21 protein-coding genes are annotated in these 20,650 nt (G+C 62.1%); 7 read left to right on the top strand and 14 right to left on the bottom strand.

The genetic code is table 11. The annotated features are described in order from the left end of the window. Positions 1-54 precede the first annotated feature (54 nt). A complete protein-coding gene (locus tag DT23_RS07010) occupies positions 55-1,854 on the bottom strand; it encodes an aminopeptidase P family protein (RefSeq protein WP_038129781.1) in 1,800 nt (599 codons plus the stop codon). Next, complete coding sequence (gene cobT / locus DT23_RS07015) at positions 1,854-3,731, bottom strand: cobaltochelatase subunit CobT (protein WP_038129784.1); 1,878 nt, start codon at positions 3,729-3,731, stop codon at positions 1,854-1,856. The genes DT23_RS07010 and cobT overlap by 1 nt, the downstream gene beginning before the upstream one ends. A gap of 180 nt (positions 3,732-3,911) precedes the next feature. Between cobT and DT23_RS07020 the strand changes: the two genes are divergently transcribed. Next, the gene (locus DT23_RS07020; RefSeq protein WP_038129786.1) at positions 3,912-4,493 is read left to right on the top strand and encodes an NADPH-dependent FMN reductase; all 582 of its coding nucleotides are present in this window, start codon (positions 3,912-3,914) and stop codon (positions 4,491-4,493) included. A 76-nt stretch (positions 4,494-4,569) separates the two neighbouring features. Here DT23_RS07020 and DT23_RS18455 read toward each other — a convergent pair whose 3' ends face one another. Continuing rightward, positions 4,570-5,148 (bottom strand): hypothetical protein, encoded by a 579-nt coding sequence (locus DT23_RS18455; protein WP_051697099.1) that lies wholly within the window; start codon positions 5,146-5,148, stop codon positions 4,570-4,572. Then, positions 5,145-6,116 carry a cobaltochelatase subunit CobS gene (gene cobS / locus DT23_RS07030; protein ID WP_038129789.1) on the bottom strand — a complete coding sequence of 324 codons (972 nt, stop codon included), beginning with the start codon at positions 6,114-6,116 and terminating at the stop codon, positions 5,145-5,147. Before cobS ends, DT23_RS18455 begins: the two co-directional genes overlap by 4 nt. Before the next feature lie 172 nt (positions 6,117-6,288). On the opposite strand from cobS, the gene DT23_RS07035 reads away from it, so the two are divergent. Then, positions 6,289-6,720, top strand: coding sequence for a DUF4177 domain-containing protein (locus DT23_RS07035; RefSeq protein ID WP_038129792.1), 432 nt, complete (start codon positions 6,289-6,291; stop codon positions 6,718-6,720). Positions 6,721-7,030: 310 nt separating this feature from the next. Beyond that, the gene (locus DT23_RS07040) at positions 7,031-7,651 is read left to right on the top strand and encodes a J domain-containing protein (protein WP_038129794.1); all 621 of its coding nucleotides are present in this window, start codon (positions 7,031-7,033) and stop codon (positions 7,649-7,651) included. An 83-nt stretch (positions 7,652-7,734) separates the two neighbouring features. Here DT23_RS07040 and DT23_RS18460 read toward each other — a convergent pair whose 3' ends face one another. The 3 genes from DT23_RS18460 to DT23_RS07055 are packed head-to-tail and all read right to left on the bottom strand — an operon-like array spanning position 7,735 to position 10,103. Then, positions 7,735-8,283, bottom strand: a complete 549-nt coding sequence (locus tag DT23_RS18460; protein WP_051697100.1) for a GbsR/MarR family transcriptional regulator — start codon at positions 8,281-8,283, stop codon at positions 7,735-7,737. A gap of 1 nt (position 8,284) precedes the next feature. After that, entirely contained in the window at positions 8,285-9,061 is a 777-nt protein-coding gene (locus tag DT23_RS07050; protein ID WP_038129797.1) for a 2-dehydro-3-deoxygalactonokinase, read from the bottom strand. A 31-nt stretch (positions 9,062-9,092) separates the two neighbouring features. Further along, positions 9,093-10,103, bottom strand: a complete 1,011-nt coding sequence (locus DT23_RS07055) for a zinc ABC transporter substrate-binding protein (protein ID WP_038129798.1) — start codon at positions 10,101-10,103, stop codon at positions 9,093-9,095. A gap of 87 nt (positions 10,104-10,190) precedes the next feature. Between DT23_RS07055 and DT23_RS07060 the strand changes: the two genes are divergently transcribed. Genes DT23_RS07060 through DT23_RS07070 form a run of 3 tightly spaced genes read left to right on the top strand, consistent with a single transcriptional unit; the run spans position 10,191 to position 12,245 of the window. Continuing rightward, complete coding sequence (locus tag DT23_RS07060; protein WP_038129800.1) at positions 10,191-10,706, top strand: Fur family transcriptional regulator; 516 nt, start codon at positions 10,191-10,193, stop codon at positions 10,704-10,706. Next, on the top strand, positions 10,703-11,470 hold the full coding sequence (locus DT23_RS07065; RefSeq protein ID WP_038129801.1) for a metal ABC transporter ATP-binding protein: 768 nt from the start codon (positions 10,703-10,705) through the stop codon (positions 11,468-11,470). Before DT23_RS07060 ends, DT23_RS07065 begins: the two co-directional genes overlap by 4 nt. Further along, positions 11,463-12,245 (top strand): iron chelate uptake ABC transporter family permease subunit, encoded by a 783-nt coding sequence (locus tag DT23_RS07070; RefSeq protein WP_038129803.1) that lies wholly within the window; start codon positions 11,463-11,465, stop codon positions 12,243-12,245. The genes DT23_RS07065 and DT23_RS07070 overlap by 8 nt, the downstream gene beginning before the upstream one ends. A 33-nt stretch (positions 12,246-12,278) precedes the next feature. Here DT23_RS07070 and DT23_RS07075 read toward each other — a convergent pair whose 3' ends face one another. From DT23_RS07075 to DT23_RS07085, 4 genes are all read right to left on the bottom strand, one after another. After that, positions 12,279-13,754: a SulP family inorganic anion transporter gene (locus DT23_RS07075; RefSeq protein ID WP_038129804.1), complete on the bottom strand. Its 1,476-nt coding sequence runs from the start codon at positions 13,752-13,754 to the stop codon at positions 12,279-12,281. A gap of 134 nt (positions 13,755-13,888) precedes the next feature. Further along, positions 13,889-14,551 carry a DUF1638 domain-containing protein gene (locus DT23_RS07080; RefSeq protein ID WP_038129806.1) on the bottom strand — a complete coding sequence of 221 codons (663 nt, stop codon included), beginning with the start codon at positions 14,549-14,551 and terminating at the stop codon, positions 13,889-13,891. Next, positions 14,548-14,706 carry a hypothetical protein gene (locus tag DT23_RS19795; RefSeq protein WP_164492073.1) on the bottom strand — a complete coding sequence of 53 codons (159 nt, stop codon included), beginning with the start codon at positions 14,704-14,706 and terminating at the stop codon, positions 14,548-14,550. Before DT23_RS19795 ends, DT23_RS07080 begins: the two co-directional genes overlap by 4 nt. Before the next feature lie 122 nt (positions 14,707-14,828). Next, complete coding sequence (locus DT23_RS07085) at positions 14,829-15,530, bottom strand: corrinoid protein (RefSeq protein WP_038129809.1); 702 nt, start codon at positions 15,528-15,530, stop codon at positions 14,829-14,831. A gap of 157 nt (positions 15,531-15,687) precedes the next feature. Between DT23_RS07085 and DT23_RS07090 the strand changes: the two genes are divergently transcribed. Next, entirely contained in the window at positions 15,688-16,782 is a 1,095-nt protein-coding gene (locus DT23_RS07090) for a PA0069 family radical SAM protein (protein ID WP_038129811.1), read from the top strand. A gap of 117 nt (positions 16,783-16,899) precedes the next feature. Here the strand turns inward: DT23_RS07090 and bmt are convergent, their stop codons facing one another. The 3 genes from bmt to DT23_RS07105 all read right to left on the bottom strand — a co-directional run bounded on the left by bmt (position 16,900) and on the right by DT23_RS07105 (position 20,470). Beyond that, positions 16,900-17,910 carry a betaine--homocysteine S-methyltransferase gene (bmt, locus tag DT23_RS07095; RefSeq protein ID WP_038129813.1) on the bottom strand — a complete coding sequence of 337 codons (1,011 nt, stop codon included), beginning with the start codon at positions 17,908-17,910 and terminating at the stop codon, positions 16,900-16,902. A 92-nt stretch (positions 17,911-18,002) separates the two neighbouring features. After that, positions 18,003-20,018, bottom strand: a complete 2,016-nt coding sequence (locus DT23_RS07100; protein WP_051697101.1) for a phosphatidylglycerol lysyltransferase domain-containing protein — start codon at positions 20,016-20,018, stop codon at positions 18,003-18,005. 137 nt (positions 20,019-20,155) lie between these two features. Beyond that, positions 20,156-20,470 (bottom strand): DUF1476 domain-containing protein, encoded by a 315-nt coding sequence (locus DT23_RS07105; RefSeq protein WP_038129815.1) that lies wholly within the window; start codon positions 20,468-20,470, stop codon positions 20,156-20,158. Positions 20,471-20,650: the final 180 nt, after the last annotated feature.

Here is a 20,650-nt window from a genome sequence, read left to right on the forward strand (position 1 = left end):
TCTAGCTCGAAATACTCCTGCCGGAGGCATCCGAGGTTTGACAAAACCGCACGATCAGAGAGGGGCGCAGGCGCTCTCCAGCCAGGTCTTTGCATCCGCGCTGACATGCGCGGCGATGCGGGACTGCACCTGCGCGTGATAGGCGTTCAACCAGTCGCGTTCGTCGGGCGATAGCAGGCTTGTGTCGATCAGGCGGCGATCAATTGGCACGAAGGTCAGCGTGTCAAAGCTGAGCTGGTCGCGATTGTCGCCCTTGGCGGGGGCAGTTTGCGTGACGATCAGGTTTTCTATGCGGATACCAAACGCGCCTTCGCGGTAATAACCCGGCTCGTTGGACAGGATCATGCCGGGTTCCAGCGCGATGTCAGAGACGCGCGAAATCCGCGCCGGGCCTTCATGCACGCAAAGCGCGGCCCCCACGCCATGACCCGTGCCGTGATCATAATCCCAGCCTTCGGCCCAAAGCGGCGCGCGTGCCAGCGCATCAAGATGCGCCCCCGCAACGCCGCGCGGGAAGCGTGCGCGCGAGAGGGCGATCATGCCTTGCAGGACGCGGGTAAAGGGGGCGCGGGCCTCAGGCGGCACATCGCCCACCGCGACCGTGCGGGTGATATCGGTCGTGCCATCGACATATTGCCCGCCCGAATCCACCAACAGCAACTCGCCGGGTTTGACGGGGCGGTTTGTGACCTCGTTGACGCGGTAATGCACGATTGCGCCGTTACCCCCCGCGCCACAGATCGTATCAAAGCTGATATCCAGCAACGCATTGGTTTCTCGGCGGAAACCTTCCAGCGCGGTGACGACGTCGATTTCGCTCAGCTTGCCTCTCGGGGCCTCGCGATCCAGCCAGGCGAGGAACTCGACCATCGCGCAGGCGTCGCGGTGATGGGCAGCCTGCATACCCGCGATTTCGGCGGCGTTCTTGCGCGCCTTGGGCAGGATGCAGGGATCGCGCGCCCAGAGGGTCTTGGTGTCGTGATCATTCAGCGTGAGGCCAACCGCCATCGGCGCAGAGTCGGGATCGACCAGCACCGGACCCTCAATGGCCTCAAGTGCGGCGGTAAAGGACGCCATCGGGAGGATCGCGACCTGATCACTCAGATGCGCGCGCAGATCGGCGTCGAATTTGGCGGCTTCGGCAAAAAGTTTCACCGCGCCATCATCAAACAGGACGGCAAAAGCCTGCACAATCGGGTTGCGGGGGATGTCGCTGCCGCGAATGTTAAGAAGCCAGCAGATAGAATCCGGCAGGGTCAACACCGCCGCTGCAGCGCCTTGCGCGCGCAGATCATCGCCCAGTCGCGCGCGTTTTTCGCCCGCGCTTTCGCCTGCAAATTCCGGCGGATGGACGCGCGCCGGGGCCATTGGCGGGGCAGGGCGGTCGGCCCAGATCGCGTCGATCAGATTGGCACTTTCGATCAGGGCGATGCCGCTGCCGTCCAGATCCGCGCGGATATTGGTGATCTCGGAGCGCGTGTGCAACCAAGGATCAAAGCCCACCTTTGCGCCCTCGGGCAGGTGATCGCGCAGCCAAGCGCCGGGTTTGATCTCGGGCCAGTTGACGGGGGTGAAATGCGCCAGATCGACCTCGGCGCGCACCTGCACGCGGTAGCGGCCATCGACGAACACACCCGCCTCATCACCCGTCGCGATGCAGAACCCCGCCGATCCGGTAAAACCCGTCAGCCACGCCAAACGCGCATCACACGCCGCGACATATTCGCCCTGATGGGCATCCGCGCGCGGCACGATAAACCCGTCCAGCCCGGATTTCGCCATTTCTGCACGCAGTTCGGCCAGACGGGGCGGGCCGAATTCGGGGCGCGATTGCACCGAAAAATCCTGAAACATCACATTGCCTTTTTGATACCCAGCAGACGCGCGCGCGCCCGCGGATCGCTGTCAAACAGACCGGCGAGTTGCTCGGTCATGGCGCCTGCCAGTTGTTCTACATCGGTGATCGTGACGGCGTGCTGATAATAGCGCGTCACGTCATGGCCGATCCCGATGGCGATCAATTCCACGGCGCGGCGTTTTTCCACCATTGCGATCACGTCGCGCAGGTGTTTTTCCAGATAAATCGCGGGGTTGACGGACAAAGTTGAGTCATCCACCGGCGCGCCATCCGAAATTACCATCAGGATTTTACGCGCCTCGGAACGTGCCATCATCCGCCGATGCGCCCATTCCAGCGCCTCGCCGTCGATGTTCTCCTTGAGCAACCCTTCTTTCATCATCAGACCCAGATTGGTCCGCGTGCGGCGCATCGGGGCATCGGCACGTTTATAGATGATGTGGCGCAGATCGTTCAGGCGTCCGGGGTTTTGCGGACGGCCGTCAGCCAGCCATTTCTCGCGCGATTGCCCGCCTTTCCACGCCCGCGTGGTAAAGCCGAGGATCTCGACCTTCACATCGCAGCGCTCAAGCGTGCGCGCCAGAACATCGGCACAGATCGCCGCGATTGAGATCGGACGCCCGCGCATCGAGCCGGAATTATCCAGCAGCAGCGTCACCACGGTGTCGCGAAACTCGGTGTCTTTTTCGACCTTGAACGACAGCGGCATCGTCGGATTTGCCACGACCCGCGCCAGACGGCCTGCGTCCAGCATGCCTTCCTCGCGGTCAAATTCCCACGCGCGGCTTTGTTGGGCTTGCAGGCGGCGTTGCAACTTGTTGGCAAGGCGCGACACGGCCCCTTTGAGCGGTTCCAGTTGCTGATCAAGATAAAGTCGCAGGCGTTCCAACTCGGCAGGTTCGGCCAAGTCTTCGGCGGCGATTTCCTCGTCAAATTCTGTCGTGAAGACCACGTAATTCGGATCAGCGGCGGAATGGGGCTGTGGCGGGGGCGGCTCCAGCGGCGCATCGGCTTGGGGCATATCCACCTCTTCGCCCATGTCCTGATCGGCCAGATCGTCAGAGCTGACGGTGGTCTGGCTTTGATCTTGCTGGGTTTCCTGGCTGGATTCCGGCGAGGCGTCGGCGTCATCTTCCTCGGATTGCTCGGAGTCCTGATCTTCGCCCTGATCCTCTTCCTGGCGGGCTTGCGGGTCGTCCTCGCCCTCGTCGCCCATATCCTCATCAGGATCGTCGCCAAGCTGGTCGCCATAGCCGAGATCGGCAATGACCTTGCGCGCCATGCGGGCAAATGCGGCCTGATCGCCCAGAACGTGATCCACGCCCTCTAATTCATCTCCTGCCGATTGCTCGATAAAGGGACGCCACAGATCCAGCACGTTGGACGCACCGGGGGGCAATTTGCGCCCCGTGGCAAGTTCGCGCACGAAATAACCTGCCGCCACCGGAAGCGGGGCGTCTTGCGCAGACCGAATCTGGGCATAGCCCTTACGCTCGGCCTCATGGGCGATTTTGGCGTCGATATTGGTCAGCGTGCCGGGCATGTCGCGCGCGCCCAAAGCCTCGCAGCGCGCGGTTTCCATTGCCTCGTAGATCGAGGCCGCCAGATCGCCCGAGGGCGCATAGCGGGCGTCGATTTTCGCATCATGGTGACGCCTGCGCATCGCCAGCGCATCAGCCGTGCCACGCGCTAGCAGCACCTCGTCGCGCGTCATGCGGCGCGACACCTGCGGCAGGCGCATCGTGTCAGAGGTCATTCCCGAAGGATCGACCGAATAGCTCACCGTCATCTCAGGCGCATCGGCCATCGTTTTGGTGGCCTCGGCCAGCGCCTTCTTGAACGGATCAGCGGGGTTATCGGAGGGCTTGCTCATGCCCCAGATAAAGCACCGCGCGGGCGCGCCCGCAAGAGGGGGCGAGGCGAGAGTGCAATTCTGCGCCGACCCGGTTCGGCAACGCACAGCGGGCGCGGTTGCCTTGGCGCAGCACCGCCCCATAATCAAAGGGAAATCACCGCGCCGGCCGCAAAGCCATGCGCATTGCAGGAGATCACTATGACGGACAAGCTCAAGATCGGAATCATCGTTGGCACGACGCGCGACGGGCGCTTTGCCGACCGGGCGCTGGAATGGTTTGAGGGCAAGATCGCGGCGCGCGACGATTTGACTTATGAGGTGCTTGATCTGCGCGAGGTCGCGTTGCCGTTTTATGATGAGATCGCTCCGCCCGCCGCCAAGCCCGTGACGGACGCCGCCGCGCAGGAATGGGAGAAAAAACTGGGCGAATGCGATGGGTTCATCGTGCTGACAGCGGAATATAACCACTCGATCCCGGCGACGATCAAGAACGCGTTTGATTATGCGTTCAAGGGTTGGCATCGCAAACCGATTGGCACGGTGGGCTATGGCGGCGTGGGCGCGGCCCGCGCGGTTGAACACCTGCGTATGATCGCGGTCAATTTCGGCATGGTTCCGGTGCGCGGCGCGGTCACGATTGGCGGCGCGGATTTCGTGAAGGCTAGCAAAGGCACGCCGATTGCCGAACTGGGCGATCACCTGGACGCGCCGACTAAGGAGTTGCTGGATGACATGGTGTTCTGGGGCAGGGCGGCGAAATGGGCCAAGGCTAACGTGTAAGCCTGCTCGCAGCTTCAGACTGCAACGCCCGGTCGAAAGGCCGGGCGTTTGAGCCTCTGATTACTCAAGCAGTCGCTTACTCAAACAGTGACGTGCAGATCTTGGGCATGTAATCGGCTGCGAGCTTGGAGATCGGGAAGGCACGGGCATCCTGCCGGCCCTTTTGCGTCTTCTCGCCAAGTGTCAGCTCGTAATCTCCGGTCAAGAGATTCACGTCACAATGGCCATTATGGTCAGGATCAATGCGGTCGTAGAACTGATAGCTATATCCGGCGAGCACGAATTGCCCCCCGCGCCAGGCAATCGAGAGCGTCGATTCCCACGGCGTGCGGCCAATGCCGATCTGTTCCTGATGCAGTTTGAAGCTGCTGGATGAGTTGGGTTCGAGCGCGGGCAGTTGCCCGCCCATCGGGCCCGAAAAGACCACGCGGGGGCGATCAACCACGCGCTTTAACCCGAAGACCGGATCACCAAGATACAGGCTCAAATCGGCATCGCCGCCCTCGGCCTGGGTAATCAGTGCGGCATCCGGCTGGCCGTCACCGTTCCAGTCGCCGCTAAGCGCGGCCACCAGATCGCCGGGTGCGGGCGGTTCCTGCGCGCTCGCCAGCGCAGGTGCCAGCCCCAGCGCCAAAACTGCCAGCGCCCGGATCATTTCGCGACGGCCGCCGCAGATTCAGGCAGTTCCTCGTCAAACAGGCGCTGGTAGAACTCGGCCACGGTCTGACGCTCCAGCTCGTCGCATTTGTTCAGGAAGGACAGGCGGAACGCATAGCCGATATTGTTGAAGATGCGCGCATTTTGCGCCCATGCGATCACGGTGCGCGGGCTCATGACGGTGGACAGGTCGCCATTCATGAACGCCGTGCGCGTCAGATCGGCCACGGTCACCATCTGGCTGATCGTCTTGCGGCCCGACTCGGTATTGTATTGCGGGTTTTTCGACAAAACGATCGCGACCTCGGCGTCGTGAGACAGATAGTTCAGCGTCGATACGAGGCTCCAGCGGTCCATCTGGCCTTGGTTGATCTGCTGCGTGCCGTGATAAAGGCCGGTCGTGTCGCCCAGACCCACGGTGTTCGAGGTTGCAAACAGGCGGAAGAACGGATTGGGCGTAATCACCTCGTTTTGATCGAGCAGCGTCAGCTTGCCATCGGCTTCCAGCACGCGCTGGATCACGAACATCACATCCGCGCGCCCCGCGTCGTATTCATCAAACACAATCGCAGTCGGGTTGCGCAGCGCCCAAGGCAGAATGCCCTCGTGGAACACCGTGACCTGCTTGCCGTCGACCAGCTTGATCGCATCCTTGCCGATCAGGTCGATCCGGCTGACATGGCTATCAAGGTTGACGCGCACGCAGGGCCAGTTCAGCCGCGCGGCGACTTGTTCGATATGGGTGGATTTCCCTGTGCCGTGATAGCCTTGGATCATCACCCGGCGGTTATAGGCAAAGCCCGCCAAGATCGCCAAAGTGGTGTCGGGATCGAACTTATAGGTGGAATCGATGGCAGGCACGCGCTCGCTGGTTTGGGCGAATGCCTTGACCTTCATATCGGACTCGACGCCGAAAACTTCGCGGATATCAACCTCTTCGGTGGGTTTGGCGTTCTGATCGAGCATCACGGGCGTCCTTTCCTTGCTTGACGCGATTTGTGGACCATCAGCGAGAGGGGTTCAAGAGCCGCAATTGTCTCAGTTACACGCGGCTCGGCCCGTTCTCGCTACCTCACAGGTGTTTCGGTTGACCGGGATCGCGCATACGCTAGATAGGGGCAAAGCTTGAGGTAGCCAGATGCAGCATTTCGAATACAAAGTGATCCCCGCACCATCACGGGGGGAAAAAGAGCGTGGGCTGAAGGCCGGGGTAGACCGCTTCGCCCATACCTTGTCGGGCGTAATGAACGACATGGCCGTGCAGGGCTGGGAGTATCTGCGCGCCGAGACGCTGCCTTCCGAGGAGCGCACCGGCCTGACGGGCAAGACCACGGTTTATCACAACCTGCTGGTGTTTCGCCGCGCGATGTCGCTGGAACCCGCCCAAGGGATCGGCGCGCATCTAAGTGCGCATGAGCCGGCGGCCAATGTCGAAGATGCGCCCAAGCTTGCGGCGAAATCTGTTGAAATCGGTGAGGGGGCCAAACCGATTGAGCGTAGCCTCAAGGCCGAGACCCCTTCCGGGCGCGCGCCAAGCCTGCGCGCCAGTCGTTCGGGCGATGACGATTAAGCAGGGCGACGCGGGCGAGAAAGCGGGTTGCCCGTCTCATGCTTTGAAATGACGGCACAAAAAACATTCTAAGTTGCGCGCTCAGACCTGCAACGGGCCTGTGCGCGCAAGCATTTATGTATCGACCCAAGCTGGGGGACACCAAAGGTTAGCGCTGCTGCGATAAGGTCCACGATTGGCGTTTTTTATGCGCTTCATCGGCCTCGCCCCCTTTCCTCAAGCGCTATTTCGACTAAACTGCGTGGCCCGACTCGGCGAAGTGGGTCACACCATCACCGACGTCAGGCATCGGGCAGAACAAGAGGCAAGCATGAGCAAGAGCGATCCTTTCGGGTTCAACATCTCGGCCGCCGCCGACAAGAAGCGCCGCTCAAAAGGGCGCCGCGGCATGTCGGGTGCGTTTGAATCCTCGACCAGACGGTGCGATCACGCGGGCTGCGAAGAACCCGGCAAATATCGCGCGCCCAAAAGTCCAAAAGTGTTGGATGACTACTATTGGTTCTGCAAAGACCATGTGCGCGATTACAATTTGAACTGGAACTATTTTCAGGGTCAGTCCGAAGAGGAATTCCAGAACTTCCTTGATAATGCGACCGTTTGGGAACGTCCGACCAAGCCGTTTTCCAAGGCGAAAGAGGCGCAGGGCTGGGCGCGTCACGGCATTTCCGACCCTCATGAGATGCTGGGCGTGAATGCCACGCTTAATCCGGGGCGCTCGCTGGGGCGCAAATTGCCGCCCACGGAAAAGCGCGCGCTCGATATTCTGGATCTGCGCGATTCCACCACCAAGGCCGATATCAAAAAGACCTACAAGGCGCTGATCAAGGTGCTGCATCCCGATATGAACGGCGGTGACCGCTCGCAAGAAGATATGCTGCAAGAGGTGCTTTGGGCGTGGGAACAGCTCAAGGAAAGCCGGAATTTCAAATAGGGTTGAAGGCTGGTTTTATCATGACAAAGGGCGCCCTGCGAGGTGCCCTTTTTGCTGTCAAATCAAAGGCAACCGCACCGTTCTTAAGGTTCGCGATACGGCTTTGGGTGTTTTGAAGATTTCTTTTTCTTCTTCTTGGCCGTGCTGGGGCGCGCGACCGGTTCTGCGGGGCCGCGGGCGGGGTCAATCTCGCTTGCCAAGGCTGGTGCCTCAAGTCGCGACAGCGCGCCCATATGGCCCGCCACGGCATCGAGCACTTCGCACAGGGCTGCCGCGCGCGGATCATTGCTGCGGGATTCCAGCGCGGCTAGTTGATCGCGCGCAGGCCCGATGACGCGGCGCGCGCGTTCCGCCAGAACCAGCCGAGCCAGTTCCCAAGGATCGGCGGGGGCGACGAAAAACTCTTTGCGCGATCCCGGCGTGCGCGCGCTTTGGATCAGCCCGGCCTCGCGCAGCTCTTTCAGCGCAACCGAGATGTTTGAACGCGACAGCCCGAGTTGATCGACCAAATCTTCGGCGCAGGGCGCTTGTGCCGCGCGCCAGATCGCCCCGAAACACCGCCCCGCCGGACGGCTTAGCCCAAAGCGCGGCGCAATTTCGCCAAAGGTGTCGGACAGATCGGGATCGGTCATGTCACACGCGCTCCTTTGGGTTGCGGGCTTGGGCAAGGCCTGCGATCAGCGCGGCCTCTCCATCGCCCAAGGTGACCTGTGCGCCCTGGCTTTGCAAGGCGCGCAGGCAGGTCTCGCCCCAGCCCGGCGCAGTCGGTGAACTTAGCGCAAGAACCATTTGCCCCAGCCACCACGGGCGCGTCGCGGCCAGCTCCAACCCCAACACCGCCCCCGCCGCACGGCGCGATTGTCCGGTTAACGCAAGCCCCGCCAGATCACGGCTTGCGCGTTCCGGGCGCGACAGCGCGTCGCTTAAGGCGTCATCGAAATCATCGCCAGCCTGCAAAGGCGCGCCAAGGGCGGCTAGCATCGCCGCCGATCCCGCGCGCGTGGCACTCACGACCTCACCCGCCGAGACATGCGCCCAAAGCGCCGTCGCGCCGCAAATCCAGATCACGCCGTCAAATTGCGGCGCGCTTGCCAGAATTCCGGCGATCCGCGCAGCTTCGGGCGGGGTGATTGGTTCTGCGGGGCGTTTTTGCATCAGGCCGGGCAGGGCGGGCAGCGCGCGATCTGATATCTCGGCCACGGGCCAAGCCGTTTCGGGCAGCGGCGTGCAGGGCAGCGCGCGCGGTTCAAGCCCGACAGAGGCGGCGGCCAGCACCACCTCTGTTTCGGTATCGGGTAAAAGCGGGCGCGGCGCGGGGCCAGAGCGCTGCGCGGTAATCGCGCCCGTTTCACTCACGCCAAGCGCCCGCCAGCGCCCGGCCTCTTCGATCAATGCGGTCCAATCTGTCATCAGATGCAGATGGCACGCATGCGCGTCCAGATCAATCCTGCGAGGACAGGCAGGCGGTGATCGTATCGGCGGTGTTTTGCATCAGCGCCTCATACAGCCCCGGCCCGTAGGTCAGCGTGGTGCCGGAAGGATCCAGCCCCCCGCCGAGTTTCACCGGCGTTCCGTCGACCAGAATTTCGACCATTTTCGGGTCATGCTGGACCTCGGGGAAGGCGCAGTAGATCTTGTCGGAATTGGCCTCGTCACGCAGGCTGACCAGATGGGCCGCGCCGGGCGTCGTGGCGTCGCTGGGCGATAGCGAACCCGCGATATGTAGCCCGTAGTGATCGGCGAGATAACCATAGGCGGCGTGATAGACGAGGAACGGCCTGTCTTGCACGGGCGCAAACTGGGCCTTGAGACGCTCATCCATTTCGATGACGCGTGCCTGTGCCGCCTTGGCGTTGCTTTCGTAGGTTTTGGCGTTTTCGGGATCTAGCTTGCCCAGATCCTGCGCGATCAACCCAAGCCAGACCTTGGCATTGTCGGGGTCGAGCCAGGCGTGCGGGTCGATGTTGCTTGCTGCGTCTTCGCTTTCATGAGCGTCGTGATCCTCTGCGTCGTGATCCTCTGCGGCGTGATCTTCTGCCGCGTGATCATGCGCGTCGTGATCCTCATCATCGTCCATATCGGCGCTGTGATCATGGGGATCAGCGCCGCTGAACTGGCGCACATGCGCGCCCGGCGCACTCAAAAGACCAAGCGCGTGATCTTGCGCCCCAAGCCCGTCAATCGCGCGCTCCAGCCACGGCGTCAGACGTGGACCGATCCAAACAACAAGGTTCGCGTCTTGCAGCTCTCCGGCTTGGCTGGGCTTAAGCTGATAGTGATGCGCGTCGGCGTTTTGTCCCAGCAAAACCGTCGGTTGCCCCAAATCCCCCATTACCTGCGCAACCAGCGATTGCACGGCGGGGATGTCGGTCACCACCTTGGGCACCTCGGCTTGGGCAACGCTTGAAAGGGTGCCAAACGTGGCCACCGTTAACGGAATTATGAAACGCATCTGTCTCTCCTGAGCTTGATCTCTGCGCCGATAAATGTATGTTATAAAGTCACACGTCAAGAGAAAATGTGATAAGGTAACATTGCTGTGGTCAAACAACGCGACACCAAGCCCTCTGCCAAGACCGCTTTCGTGACCCATGATCACGAGGGTTGTGCGGCGGGCACGCTGCACCGCGCCCAAGAGGCAGCCCGCGAAAAAGGTGTGCGCATGACCCCGGTGCGCCAGCGCGCGTTGGAAATCTTGCTAGAGGAACATCGCGCGATGGGGGCCTATGAGGTTCTGGACCGTCTCGCTGCGGATGGCTTTGGCAATCAACCGCCCGTGGCCTATCGCGCGCTGGAATTTCTGGTGGAGAACGGTTTGGCGCATCGGGTGCGGCGACTGAATGCCTTTGCCGCCTGCATGCGTCCGGGCGAAGATCACGCGCCCGTCTTTTTGATTTGCCGCGCTTGTGGCGAGGTCGCCGAGGCGGGCGCGGATGAGGTGCGCTCTGCGTTGCTCGACGCCGCCGCGCGCCACAATTTCACCGTCGAACGCGCCACGGTCGAGGCTTTGGGCCTGTGCCCGCGCTGTGTCGATGGCGCAGAGGTCGTCGCATGAAGGACCTGATTACCGCGCAAAATCTCTCGGTGCGCCACGGCCCAACCGAGGTGCTCTCAAACGTCGATTTCGCCATCGCCAAGGGTGAGATCGTGACCGTTATCGGCCCCAACGGCTCGGGTAAATCCACGCTGATCCGTGCGCTGATCGGGCTCGAGCCCGCCGCGACAGGGCGGGTCGCCCGCGCGCCGGGGCTCGCGATTGGCTATGTCCCGCAAAAGCTGCATATCGACGCCAGCCTGCCGCTTACGGTGCGCCGGTTCCTGTCGCTGCCCAAACGCGTTTCCAATGCGCTTGCCGAAGCGGCGCTGGAGCGCACCGGCGTGGCGGGGCTTGGCGCGCGCCCGATTGCGCGGCTGTCTGGCGGGCAGTTCCAACGCGTTCTGCTGGCGCGTGCCTTGCTGGTGAATCCCGACATTCTGATTCTGGATGAGCCGACGCAGGGGCTGGATCAGCCCGGAACAGCGGCGTTTTACAAGCTGATCGAAGAGGTGCGCGCGCAAACCGGGGCGGCGGTGTTGATGGTCAGTCACGATCTGCATGTTGTGATGTCGGCCTCGGATCGGGTGCTGTGTCTCAACGGGCATGTCTGCTGTCAGGGAACGCCCAAGCTGGTGGCGGCAGCGCCCGAATATCGCGCGCTGTTTGGCATGGGCACGCAAGGGGCCTTTGCGCTCTATCAGCATGATCACGATCACGGGCATGAGGGGGGCGATGACGGCGCCGCTTGCAGCCATGAAGGACATAAGCACGAACATGTTTGACGATTTTCTGGCCCGCGCAGCGATCGCGGGGATTGGCCTGACGCTGGCGACTGGCCCGCTGGGCGCGTTTGTGGTGTGGCGGCGCATGGCCTATTTTGGCGATGCGACCGCGCATGCCGCGATCCTTGGCGTGGCGCTAAGTTTCGCCTTTGGCACCTCGGTTTATCTGGGCACGTTGGGCGTCGCGCTGGCGATGGCGCTGACGGTGGCGCGGCTGTCGGGGCGCGGCCATGCGATGGATACGATGCTGGGCGTGCTGGCCCATTCGGCGCTGGCCTTTGGCTTGCTTGCGGCCTCGTTTCAAACCGGGTTGCGGGTTGATCTGAGCGCGTGGCTGTTTGGCGATATTCTGGCGGTGTCGAGAACCGATCTGGCGATTGTCTGGGGGGGCGCGGCGGTGGTTCTGGCGCTGCTGGCGTGGCGCTGGCAAGGGCTGCTGACATCGACCATCAATGACGAGTTGGCGATGGCCTCGGGGATCAATCCCAAGCGCGAGCAACTGGTGCTGACGGTGGCGCTGGCGCTGACGGTGGCAGTGTCGATCAAGATCGTCGGGGCGTTGCTGATTGCGGCGCTGCTCATCGTCCCGGCCGCCAGCGCGCGCCAGTTTGCGCGCAGTCCGGAGGTGATGGCGATTGGCGCAACGGGGGTGGGGGGTGCCTCGGTTCTGCTGGGGCTTTGGGCCTCGTTGCAGTTTGACACGCCCGCTGGCCCCTCGATCGTATCGGCGGCGACGGTGATTTTCGTGATGTCGCTGGGCTTGCGGCGGCGTTAAAGGGCGCGCGCAGGTATCGCGCGCGCCCGAATTTTAGTGATCCGAGACCGCTTTGCCGCCATTGGACAGCCGGTCGATCAGGGTTTCGGTCGCGTGGTTCATGCCCACGACCTTCACATCTGTGCCCTGCATGCGGAACTTACCAACCGCGCGATCCAGTGCCGCAACGGATGAAATATCCCAGATATGGGCATGGGTCAGGTCAATCACCACGCGATCCAGCTTTTCGCGGAAATCGAACGCGCGGTTGAATTCCTCGACGGTGGCGAAGAAAATCTGGCCCTTGATGTAATAGGTGCGCAGGCGGTGTTCCTCGTTCAGGCGCGAGGAAATGTCGGTCATCTTCGCGATCTTGCCGGCAAAGAAAATCCCCGACAGCAGCACGCCCACCAGCACACCGATCGCCAAGTTATGCGTGACCACGACAAAGCCCACCGTTGCCAGCATCACCACATTGGACGACAGCGGCATCGTGCGCAGCTGCCCCAGCGAGGCCCAGCTGAACGTGCCAATCGACACCATGATCATGATCGCGACCAGCGCAGGCATCGGGATGCGCCCGACCCATTCACCCAGCACAACGCAAAAGATCAGCAGCGAGACGCCCGCGACCAGCGTCGACAAACGCTGCCGCCCGCCAGAGGTCACGTTGATCACCGACTGCCCGATCATCGCACAGCCCGCCATGCCACCGATAAACCCGGTCGCGAAATTGGCGATGCCCTGTCCGTAGCATTCCTGACGACGATCCGAGAGCGTGTCGGTCATCTCATCCACGATATTCTGTGTCATCAGGCTTTCCAGCAGCCCGACCACCGCCACCGCGAAGGAATAGGGCAGGATGATTTGCAGCGTTTGCAGATTGAACGGCACGTTGGGGATCAGGAAGGAGGGCAGCTCATCGGGCAGCGCGCCCATATCCGAAACCGTGTGCACATCGCCAAGGCCAAAGCCGATTGTGATTGCCGACAGTACGACAATCGACACCAACGGCGAGGGGATGGCGCGAAATACGCGCGGCAGCAGGTAGATGATCGCCAGCCCCCCCGCGACCAGCAGATAAGTAATCGGGGGCACTTTCGAGGGGTCGAGTTCGGGCCATTGCGCCAAGAAAATCATGATTGCCAGCGCGTTCACAAACCCCGTCATCACCGATTTTGACACAAAGCGCATCACATGGCCCAAGTTCAGCAGGCCCGCTATCATCTGGATCACGCCCGCCAAAATCGTTGCCGCCAGCAGGTAATCCAGCCCGTGCTCGCGCACCAAAGTGCCCATCAGCACCGCCGTGGCCGCCGTCGCCGCCGAGATCATCCCCGGACGCCCGCCGAAAAACGCGGTGATCGTGGCGATCATGAACGACGCGTAAAGCCCCACCTTCGGGTCCACCCCGGCGATGATCGAGAACGCGATCGCCTCGGGGATCAGCGCCAGCGCGACGACAAGGCCGGACAGGATATCGGTGCGAACATTGCCGAACCATTGGGTTCGCCACGTTGAAAAGGTCATACGACTCTCCGGGAATACAAAGGCCCGCAGCGGGGAGGCGCGGGCTTAACGACGTCAATTTGAGGCAGGACATATCGCCGCAATCCGAAAAAGCCAAGCAAACCTTGACTCTTTTCAGAGAAACTTAAGGCCGATTAAGCTGATGTGACCGGTTTTTGCGCAAAATCCGCAAGGCTTGTGGCCAAATCGCCATAGCCGGTAAAGCGGCGTTCATAGCGTAGACCAAGTCGTGCGGCGGCCTCGGCAGCTTTGGCATCAAGCGCGGGATCATTGGTTTGCGCCTGATAGATCAGCCGCTCGTAATTGCCAAACATCATGTTGATCAACTCGGGATGGCGGTCAAATCCCATCGGGCGCCACACGAAGGCATCGAACTGGCGCACCAGAAAATCGGTCAGGTAATAGGCGGTGATTTCATCCTCGGCAGTTTTTGCGAAGGCCTCATTTCCTTCAAAAAAGGAATAGCAATGGGGGCCCGCGATCATCTCGACGCCCAATTCCTTGCACTTTTGCGCCAATTGCCCGCCCGTGCCGCAATCGGCATAGACAACAAAAATATCGTCGTAATCGGCGCGATGTTTGGCCACGGCATCTGCCACGGCCTGAGTAATTTTTCCGGGGTAATTGTGCAAAATCGCGGGCAGGCAGGTCAGATCAAGATGATCCCAGCCATTCAGCCGCTTGAGTTCAAGTATCTCACGCGCAAGGGCACCACAGGCGATCAACAACAGCCGTCCCGAGCCTTGCGGCGCAAGCCCGTCCTTGGACAAGACCGAATCCCCGGGAAGCCGGGTCATTCCACCCGCGCCATCAACCGCATCACGCCCGCCGCAATCAACGCCATCAATCCCAGCATCGCAATCGGCATGCCTGAACTGGCAAACGCCCAGATCGTCACCCCGGCCATCACGATGACAAACACGATTAACAGCAAGAAATGTGGTAGCGGCATGCGCAGTCCCTCCATGTCTTTAAGTATGGGGCGCGCGGAGCCAAAGGAAAAGGCCCCGATGAAAAAAATCGAGGCCTTCTGCGTGCGAAATCGTCGCAGTCATACCCGTCAGGGCGTTGTTATCACGCCGACATCTGGTTGTGCTTGCGCGCGATGAACTCTTTGGCCGTTTCCACCGCAACTGCCGCATCACGGCAATAGGCATCTGCGCCAATCGCGCGCCCGAACTCCTCGTTCAACGGCGCGCCACCCACCAGCACGATGTAATCGTCGCGAATACCCTGTTCTTTCATCGTGTCGATCACGACTTTCATATAGGGCATCGTAGTCGTCAGCAGGGCCGACATGCCAATGATATCAGCCCCTTCTGCGGCGGCTGTCTCAAGATATTTCTCGACCGGGTTGTTGATGCCAAGGTCGATGATCTCAAAGCCCGCGCCTTCCATCATCATCGCGACAAGGTTCTTGCCGATGTCATGGATGTCGCCCTTGACCGTGCCGATCACCATCTTGCCCATGCGTGGGGCGCCGGTTTCGATCAGCAGCGGCTTGAGGATCGCCATACCGCCTTTCATCGCATTCGCCGCCAGCAACACCTCGGGAACGAACAAGATGCCATCGCGGAAATCATGCCCCACGATGGTCATGCCCGCGACCAGCGCCTTGGTCAGAATGTCATAAGGGGTCCATCCGCGATCCAGCAGAATATGGGTGGCCTCTTCGATCTCTTCCTTGAGACCGTCATAAAGGTCGTCCATCATCTGCATGGTCAGCTCGTCATCGTCGAGCTCGGAGAGGATGATTTCATTGTCGTCTTCGGCCATGTGCCTGGTCTCCTGATAGCCGCCTTAACCTTTTGGTGGGACGCGTGGCCCGTCAAGTCTTGGCGAATTGCGACATGCGCGGTGTTTCGTGCGACCTCACACGCTGTTATGCGGTGGCGTCTTGGCAAGTGTTCCTATTTCGTTCTAGATTAAGGGCATGAGTCTGCCATTTGATCTGCCGCCCTCTGATCCCAACCTGCGCCTGCGTGCGCGTGGTGCCGCCGCGCAGCCTGCGGGCCGGTTTGAACCCTATGCCCGCGCGCGCGAGCATGACGGCTGGGACATCCCCGAGGACGAGCGTCTTGCGCGCACCGAGGTCAGTGTCGAGCGCCCGCGCAGCGTGATCACCCGCAACACTTCGCCCGATCTGCCCTTTGATCGCTCGCTCAACCCCTATCGCGGCTGCGAACATGGCTGCATTTACTGTTTTGCCCGCCCCAGCCACGGCTATCTGGGTTTGTCGCCGGGGCTGGATTTCGAAACGCGGCTGGTGGCACGCCCCGACGCCCCGCGCGTGCTCGAATCGGAACTGCGCAAGCCCGGCTACAGCGTGCGTCCGATCGCGATTGGCACCAATACCGACCCCTATCAGCCGATTGAGCAGAAATGGGGCGTGATGCGCGGCGTGCTGGAGGTGCTGGCCGCCCATCGCCATCCCGTCGCTATCGTGACGCGCGGCTCGCTGATCTTGCGCGATCTGGATGTGCTGGGCGACATGGCGGGCGCGGGGCTGGTGCAGGTCGGCATCTCGATCACGACGCTCGATGCCAGTCTTGCGCGCGCGATGGAGCCGCGAGCCCCCAGCCCGCCGACGCGCATCCGCATGATCCGCGAACTCACGCGCGCAGGCGTGCCCGTGCGCGTGATGGCCGCGCCGATGATCCCCGGCCTCACCGATCACGAACTTGAGGCGATCCTGACCGAGGCGCGCCGGGCCGGGGCCAAAGCCGCCTCGATGATGCCGGTGCGCTTGCCCCATGAGGTCGCGCCGCTGTTTGCCGATTGGCTGGAACGCCACCGCCCCGGTCAGGCCGAAAAAGTGCTGGGGCGCATCCGTGACATGCGCGGCGGCAAGCTGAATGATCCGCGCTTTGGCGCGCGCATGAAGGGCGAGGGCGAGATGGCCGAACTGTTGCGCCAGCGTTTCGCGCTGTCGTGCAAGCGGCTGGGGCTGGCGCGCGCCTTGCCCGATCTGGATTGCACGCAGTTCCACCTGCCCCCGCGCAGGGGCGATCAGCTTGAACTGTTCTGACACTGATTTCATCACACACTCTGCGCCGCACCGAAGATCGAAATCTTCGGTGGCCCTTTTCATCTAGCTAAAAACACTCCCGCCGGAGGCATCCTGCCCCCGCAACAGGCGCGCCGCTTAGCTGCGCCGCCGCCCGCGCCGCTCGCGCTTTGCGCCGCCTTCGCCCAGCCCGTCATCTTCCGAGGAAAACCCGCCGAGCCGCGCCGAAATCGCCTCAAGTGTCGGGCGCTCTCCGCGCGGGGTGTTTTCCAGCGCGGCCCGCATCGCGCGCAGGTGATCTGGCATCGTGCCACAGCACCCGCCAATGATCGTCGCCCCGCAATCACGCGCCATCACCGCATATTCCCCCATCAACTCGGGCGTGCCGTCGTAATGGATATGGCCATCGACATATTTCGGAATGCCCGCATTGCCCTTGGCGATAATCGCGCGTTCAGTACCGGTGGCGGCAAAGCCCAGAATCGTGCGCAGCAGATCCGCCGCGCCGACACCGCAATTGGCCCCAAACGCCATCGGCGGATGCGCCAGCTTATCGACCATCCCTACCATCGCGGATGAGGTCAGCCCCATCATCGTGCGCCCGGCGGTGTCAAAGCTCATCGTGCCACACCACGGCATGCCTGCCAGATGGCAGGCCTCGGCAGCAGCTTTATATTCCTCGGGCGCGCTAATCGTTTCGACCCAAAGCACATCTGCGCCGCCCTCTTTCAGGCCCTCGGCCTGTTCGTGAAACATTTCCACTGCCAACTCATGGGTCAGCGTGCCCATCGGCGCGAAAATATCGCCCGTCGGCCCGATCGAGCCCGCCACAATCACCGGACGGCCCGCCGCATCGGCGACATCGCGGCCAATTTCAGCCGCCAACCGGTTCAATTCACGCACGCGGCTTTGCGCATCGTGCAGCTTTAGCCGCGAAGCATTGCCGCCAAAGCTGTTGGTCAGAAAAATATCCGAGCCCGCATCAACGGCCAGCGAATACAGTTTCTTGATCTTGGCAGGTTCATCAGCGTTCCACATCTCGGGCGCATCCCCCGAGGAGAGGCCCATGTTGAACAGGTTGGTGCCCGTCGCGCCATCGGCCATCAGCCAATCGCGGGTTTCCAGAAGGCGGCTTAGCGCGTCGGTCATCGGGGCCTCGTTTCCATAGCGTTACGGGCGCGCAAGCGCGGCCCTTTTCTCTTCCCTGCCATGTAGGCGCAGAATTGGCAAATTCCTTTCCTTCATGATGAATGTGAGCCGGATTTGAATGGGGCGCGCGCGGGCGGATGAATTTGCCCCTCGCTTGGCGCGCGGGTTGGTGTCTGCGAGGCGGCGTGTAGGGCAGGTGGGGCATGGATCGCGCGCGCGATATCTGCCGCGCCCAGCATCAACGCGCCGCGGTTGGGCGCGGCGATGTAGCGCGGGCTGAGGCGGGGGGCGAAGCCCATCTTGAACTGACGTAGCCCGGCCGCCCCTGCGCCCTTTTCGGCGCGATCCCAGATTTTGCGCGCAGGTCCGTCGATATCAGCCGCGCGTGGCGGTAAGGCCGCAAGCGACAGGCGCGCGGCGCCGTTTGCGCGTGCAACGTCAATGGCGGCGACGATCAAAGCCTGCATCGTCCCATCGGGCGCATCCGGGGCAGGGCGCATCAGATCGAGCACCCAAGCGCTGTGACCGGTGTGAAAGCTGGCAAAACCGATGATCGCACCGTTTAGACGCGCGACAATCACGGGTTGTTCTGAGATATAGTCCGCGCTGTAACGGCCCATGGAAAAGCCGCGCTCTCCGCCCCGCGCCTGCGCCCAGTGCGCCGCGATTTGGGATAACTCATGAAGGTTTGGATTTTCCTCAAGCGCGCAGGTCACGCCCGCCTTACTGGCCTTTCGCAGCTTGCGCCGCAGGCCGGAACGCGCGGGCGACTCAAGTGTGAAGCCCGCGAGATCAAGCCAACATTCCATAGCCACAGGCGTCACATGCCAGCCTGACCTGCGGGCAATGGCAGCTGCTCGGGGGGCAAGTTTATAGGCACATGCCATGCGCCCTTCGTCGTGTGCCTGCATCCGCAACTGCGCTAGAAACTGCGCAATGTCGCCAGATCCGAAAGGATCAAGCAGGCCGACCAGCGCCTGCGATGTGCGCCCGACCATCCAGCCGCCCTGCGTATCGGGGCTGAGCAGAACCATGTGTTCGCCCTGGTGCAGCAGGCCCAATTCCGGCTGGTTGGATTGCGCCACAAGCCGCGCCAAATGCGGTGTCAGCGCAGGCGCGGGGGGCACCAGTAAGGGGCGCGCGCGATCAGGCCGGGCAAGATCTGACAGTACCAAGGCTCCCATCGCCAGCAGGGTTGGTGCCGCGTAATAGACCAGCCGCCACGCAAGGATAGCAGCCATCAGCGAGGCGGTTTCGCCTTGGGGAAGCAGAGCGAACAGCGCGACTTCGAACGGGCCGACGCCGCCGGGCGAGCCCGACACAAACCCGACCCCAAGCGCGATCAGGAAGGCCGGATAGAGCGCCAGCGCCCCGATCCCGCTACCTGTAGGCAATAAAACCCATAAGGCGAGCGCAGCAAAGGCCGTATCGAGCAAACATAGCCAGATGATTCGTCCCATCACGGGCAGGGTGGGCAAACGCAGATGCCAGCGGGCGAGTTTTATCCCCGGCTGCCACAGCGCCAAAGCGCAAAGCCCGCCGCCTGCCAGCAACACCACGCCTGCCAAGGCGCGCACCGCCCAGACGCCATGCCCCGCCAAGGGCAGCGGCAGGGCGATCAGCACCAGCGCGCTTAGCAGCGTCCACGCCGCCAGAAAGCTGGCCGCGACCGCTGCGGTCAGATGCGACGCCTCGCGCAGGGACAACCCCGGCAACATTCGCCAGCGCACCAACGCGCCCGAAATCAGGCCAAAGCCGACGGTCTGTGAAATCGCAATCGCGACCCAACCTGCGCGGCGCGCGCGTGCGGGGGGCTGGGCAGTGCCAAGGGCGCGATGCAACAGCGCGTCATAATTGGCCAGAGCCGCGAAAGAGCCGGCGCTTGCCAGCGCGGCAAAGGACCATTGCAGCCACGAGACCTGCGCAAAGGCCGCGCCAATCGCGACCCAGTCAAGCGCTGCGATCCGTTCGCGCAGCAGCAGCGCAAAGCCCAGCAATAGCGCGATGACCATGCTTTGACGCCGCAGCGCCGCGCCCCAACCGGGCAGGCGCAGAGGCGCGACTTGCGGCGTCCCGGTCGCCGCGCTGCCGGGTTTGATATGCGCCATTCGTGTTGCTCCCGCCGATCCCATCTTGGCAAGGAGCCTAGTGCAGATCCGTTCACAGGCGCTTAACAACCGCATAAGAAAACGCCGGACGCATTGGGGCGCGTCCGGCGTCAATGTCGTGCATTAGAAAACGGCGATCAGTTTTCTTCGAGAACCTGACGGCGCGCCTCAAGCATACATTCCGCCATCTTGGCGCGGATCGTGGGTTCATCGGCCTTGCCATCCAGATCGGCGGACAGCTTGCGGTAGACATCCTCGTGCCCGGCCTCTTCGAAATCGGACGTTACCACTTCGCCGATATAGGCGGCAGCCTCGGGGCCGGATTTGCCCAAAAGGCCAGCGGCCCATTCGCCCAGCATCTTGTTGCAACGCGCATCCGCCTTGAATTGCAATTCCGCATCATGGGCGAATTTGTTCTCATAGGCGTTTTCGCGATCATCAAAAGTGGTCATCGGCTGTCTCCCCCAAAGGATTTTTGTTACCTCCTGATATGCACACCCGAGGGCTGCATCGCAAGAGGGCTGGCGCGAAACCTGTGATGATAGCGCTCGCAGGCGCGCGTGGTTTGCCTTGCCCCAGCGGCGGGCTTGTCCTATAGGGCAAATAAGGGTTCCGCGCATCGCCCAAAACCG

This window comes from Thioclava indica (assembly GCF_000714545.1).
GTDB classification, from domain to species: Bacteria; Pseudomonadota; Alphaproteobacteria; order Rhodobacterales; family Rhodobacteraceae; genus Thioclava; species Thioclava indica.

Bases quoted from the DNA above. Each gene is read 5' to 3' on its own strand.
- DT23_RS07010 (WP_038129781.1), bottom strand. From the start codon at position 1,854: ATGTTTCAGGATTTTTCGGTGCAATCGCGCCCCGAATTCGGCCCGCCC.
- cobT (WP_038129784.1), bottom strand. From the start codon at position 3,731: ATGAGCAAGCCCTCCGATAACCCCGCTGATCCGTTCAAGAAGGCGCTG.
- DT23_RS07020 (WP_038129786.1), top strand. From the start codon at position 3,912: ATGACGGACAAGCTCAAGATCGGAATCATCGTTGGCACGACGCGCGAC.
- DT23_RS18455 (WP_051697099.1), bottom strand. From the start codon at position 5,148: ATGATCCGGGCGCTGGCAGTTTTGGCGCTGGGGCTGGCACCTGCGCTG.
- cobS (WP_038129789.1), bottom strand. From the start codon at position 6,116: ATGCTCGATCAGAACGCCAAACCCACCGAAGAGGTTGATATCCGCGAA.
- DT23_RS07035 (WP_038129792.1), top strand. From the start codon at position 6,289: ATGCAGCATTTCGAATACAAAGTGATCCCCGCACCATCACGGGGGGAA.
- DT23_RS07040 (WP_038129794.1), top strand. From the start codon at position 7,031: ATGAGCAAGAGCGATCCTTTCGGGTTCAACATCTCGGCCGCCGCCGAC.
- DT23_RS18460 (WP_051697100.1), bottom strand. From the start codon at position 8,283: ATGACCGATCCCGATCTGTCCGACACCTTTGGCGAAATTGCGCCGCGC.
- DT23_RS07050 (WP_038129797.1), bottom strand. From the start codon at position 9,061: ATGACAGATTGGACCGCATTGATCGAAGAGGCCGGGCGCTGGCGGGCG.
- DT23_RS07055 (WP_038129798.1), bottom strand. From the start codon at position 10,103: ATGCGTTTCATAATTCCGTTAACGGTGGCCACGTTTGGCACCCTTTCA.
- DT23_RS07065 (WP_038129801.1), top strand. From the start codon at position 10,703: ATGAAGGACCTGATTACCGCGCAAAATCTCTCGGTGCGCCACGGCCCA.
- DT23_RS07070 (WP_038129803.1), top strand. From the start codon at position 11,463: ATGTTTGACGATTTTCTGGCCCGCGCAGCGATCGCGGGGATTGGCCTG.
- DT23_RS07075 (WP_038129804.1), bottom strand. From the start codon at position 13,754: ATGACCTTTTCAACGTGGCGAACCCAATGGTTCGGCAATGTTCGCACC.
- DT23_RS07080 (WP_038129806.1), bottom strand. From the start codon at position 14,551: ATGACCCGGCTTCCCGGGGATTCGGTCTTGTCCAAGGACGGGCTTGCG.
- DT23_RS19795 (WP_164492073.1), bottom strand. From the start codon at position 14,706: ATGCCGCTACCACATTTCTTGCTGTTAATCGTGTTTGTCATCGTGATG.
- DT23_RS07085 (WP_038129809.1), bottom strand. From the start codon at position 15,530: ATGGCCGAAGACGACAATGAAATCATCCTCTCCGAGCTCGACGATGAC.
- DT23_RS07090 (WP_038129811.1), top strand. From the start codon at position 15,688: ATGAGTCTGCCATTTGATCTGCCGCCCTCTGATCCCAACCTGCGCCTG.
- bmt (WP_038129813.1), bottom strand. From the start codon at position 17,910: ATGACCGACGCGCTAAGCCGCCTTCTGGAAACCCGCGATTGGCTGATG.
- DT23_RS07100 (WP_051697101.1), bottom strand. From the start codon at position 20,018: ATGGCGCATATCAAACCCGGCAGCGCGGCGACCGGGACGCCGCAAGTC.
- DT23_RS07105 (WP_038129815.1), bottom strand. From the start codon at position 20,470: ATGACCACTTTTGATGATCGCGAAAACGCCTATGAGAACAAATTCGCC.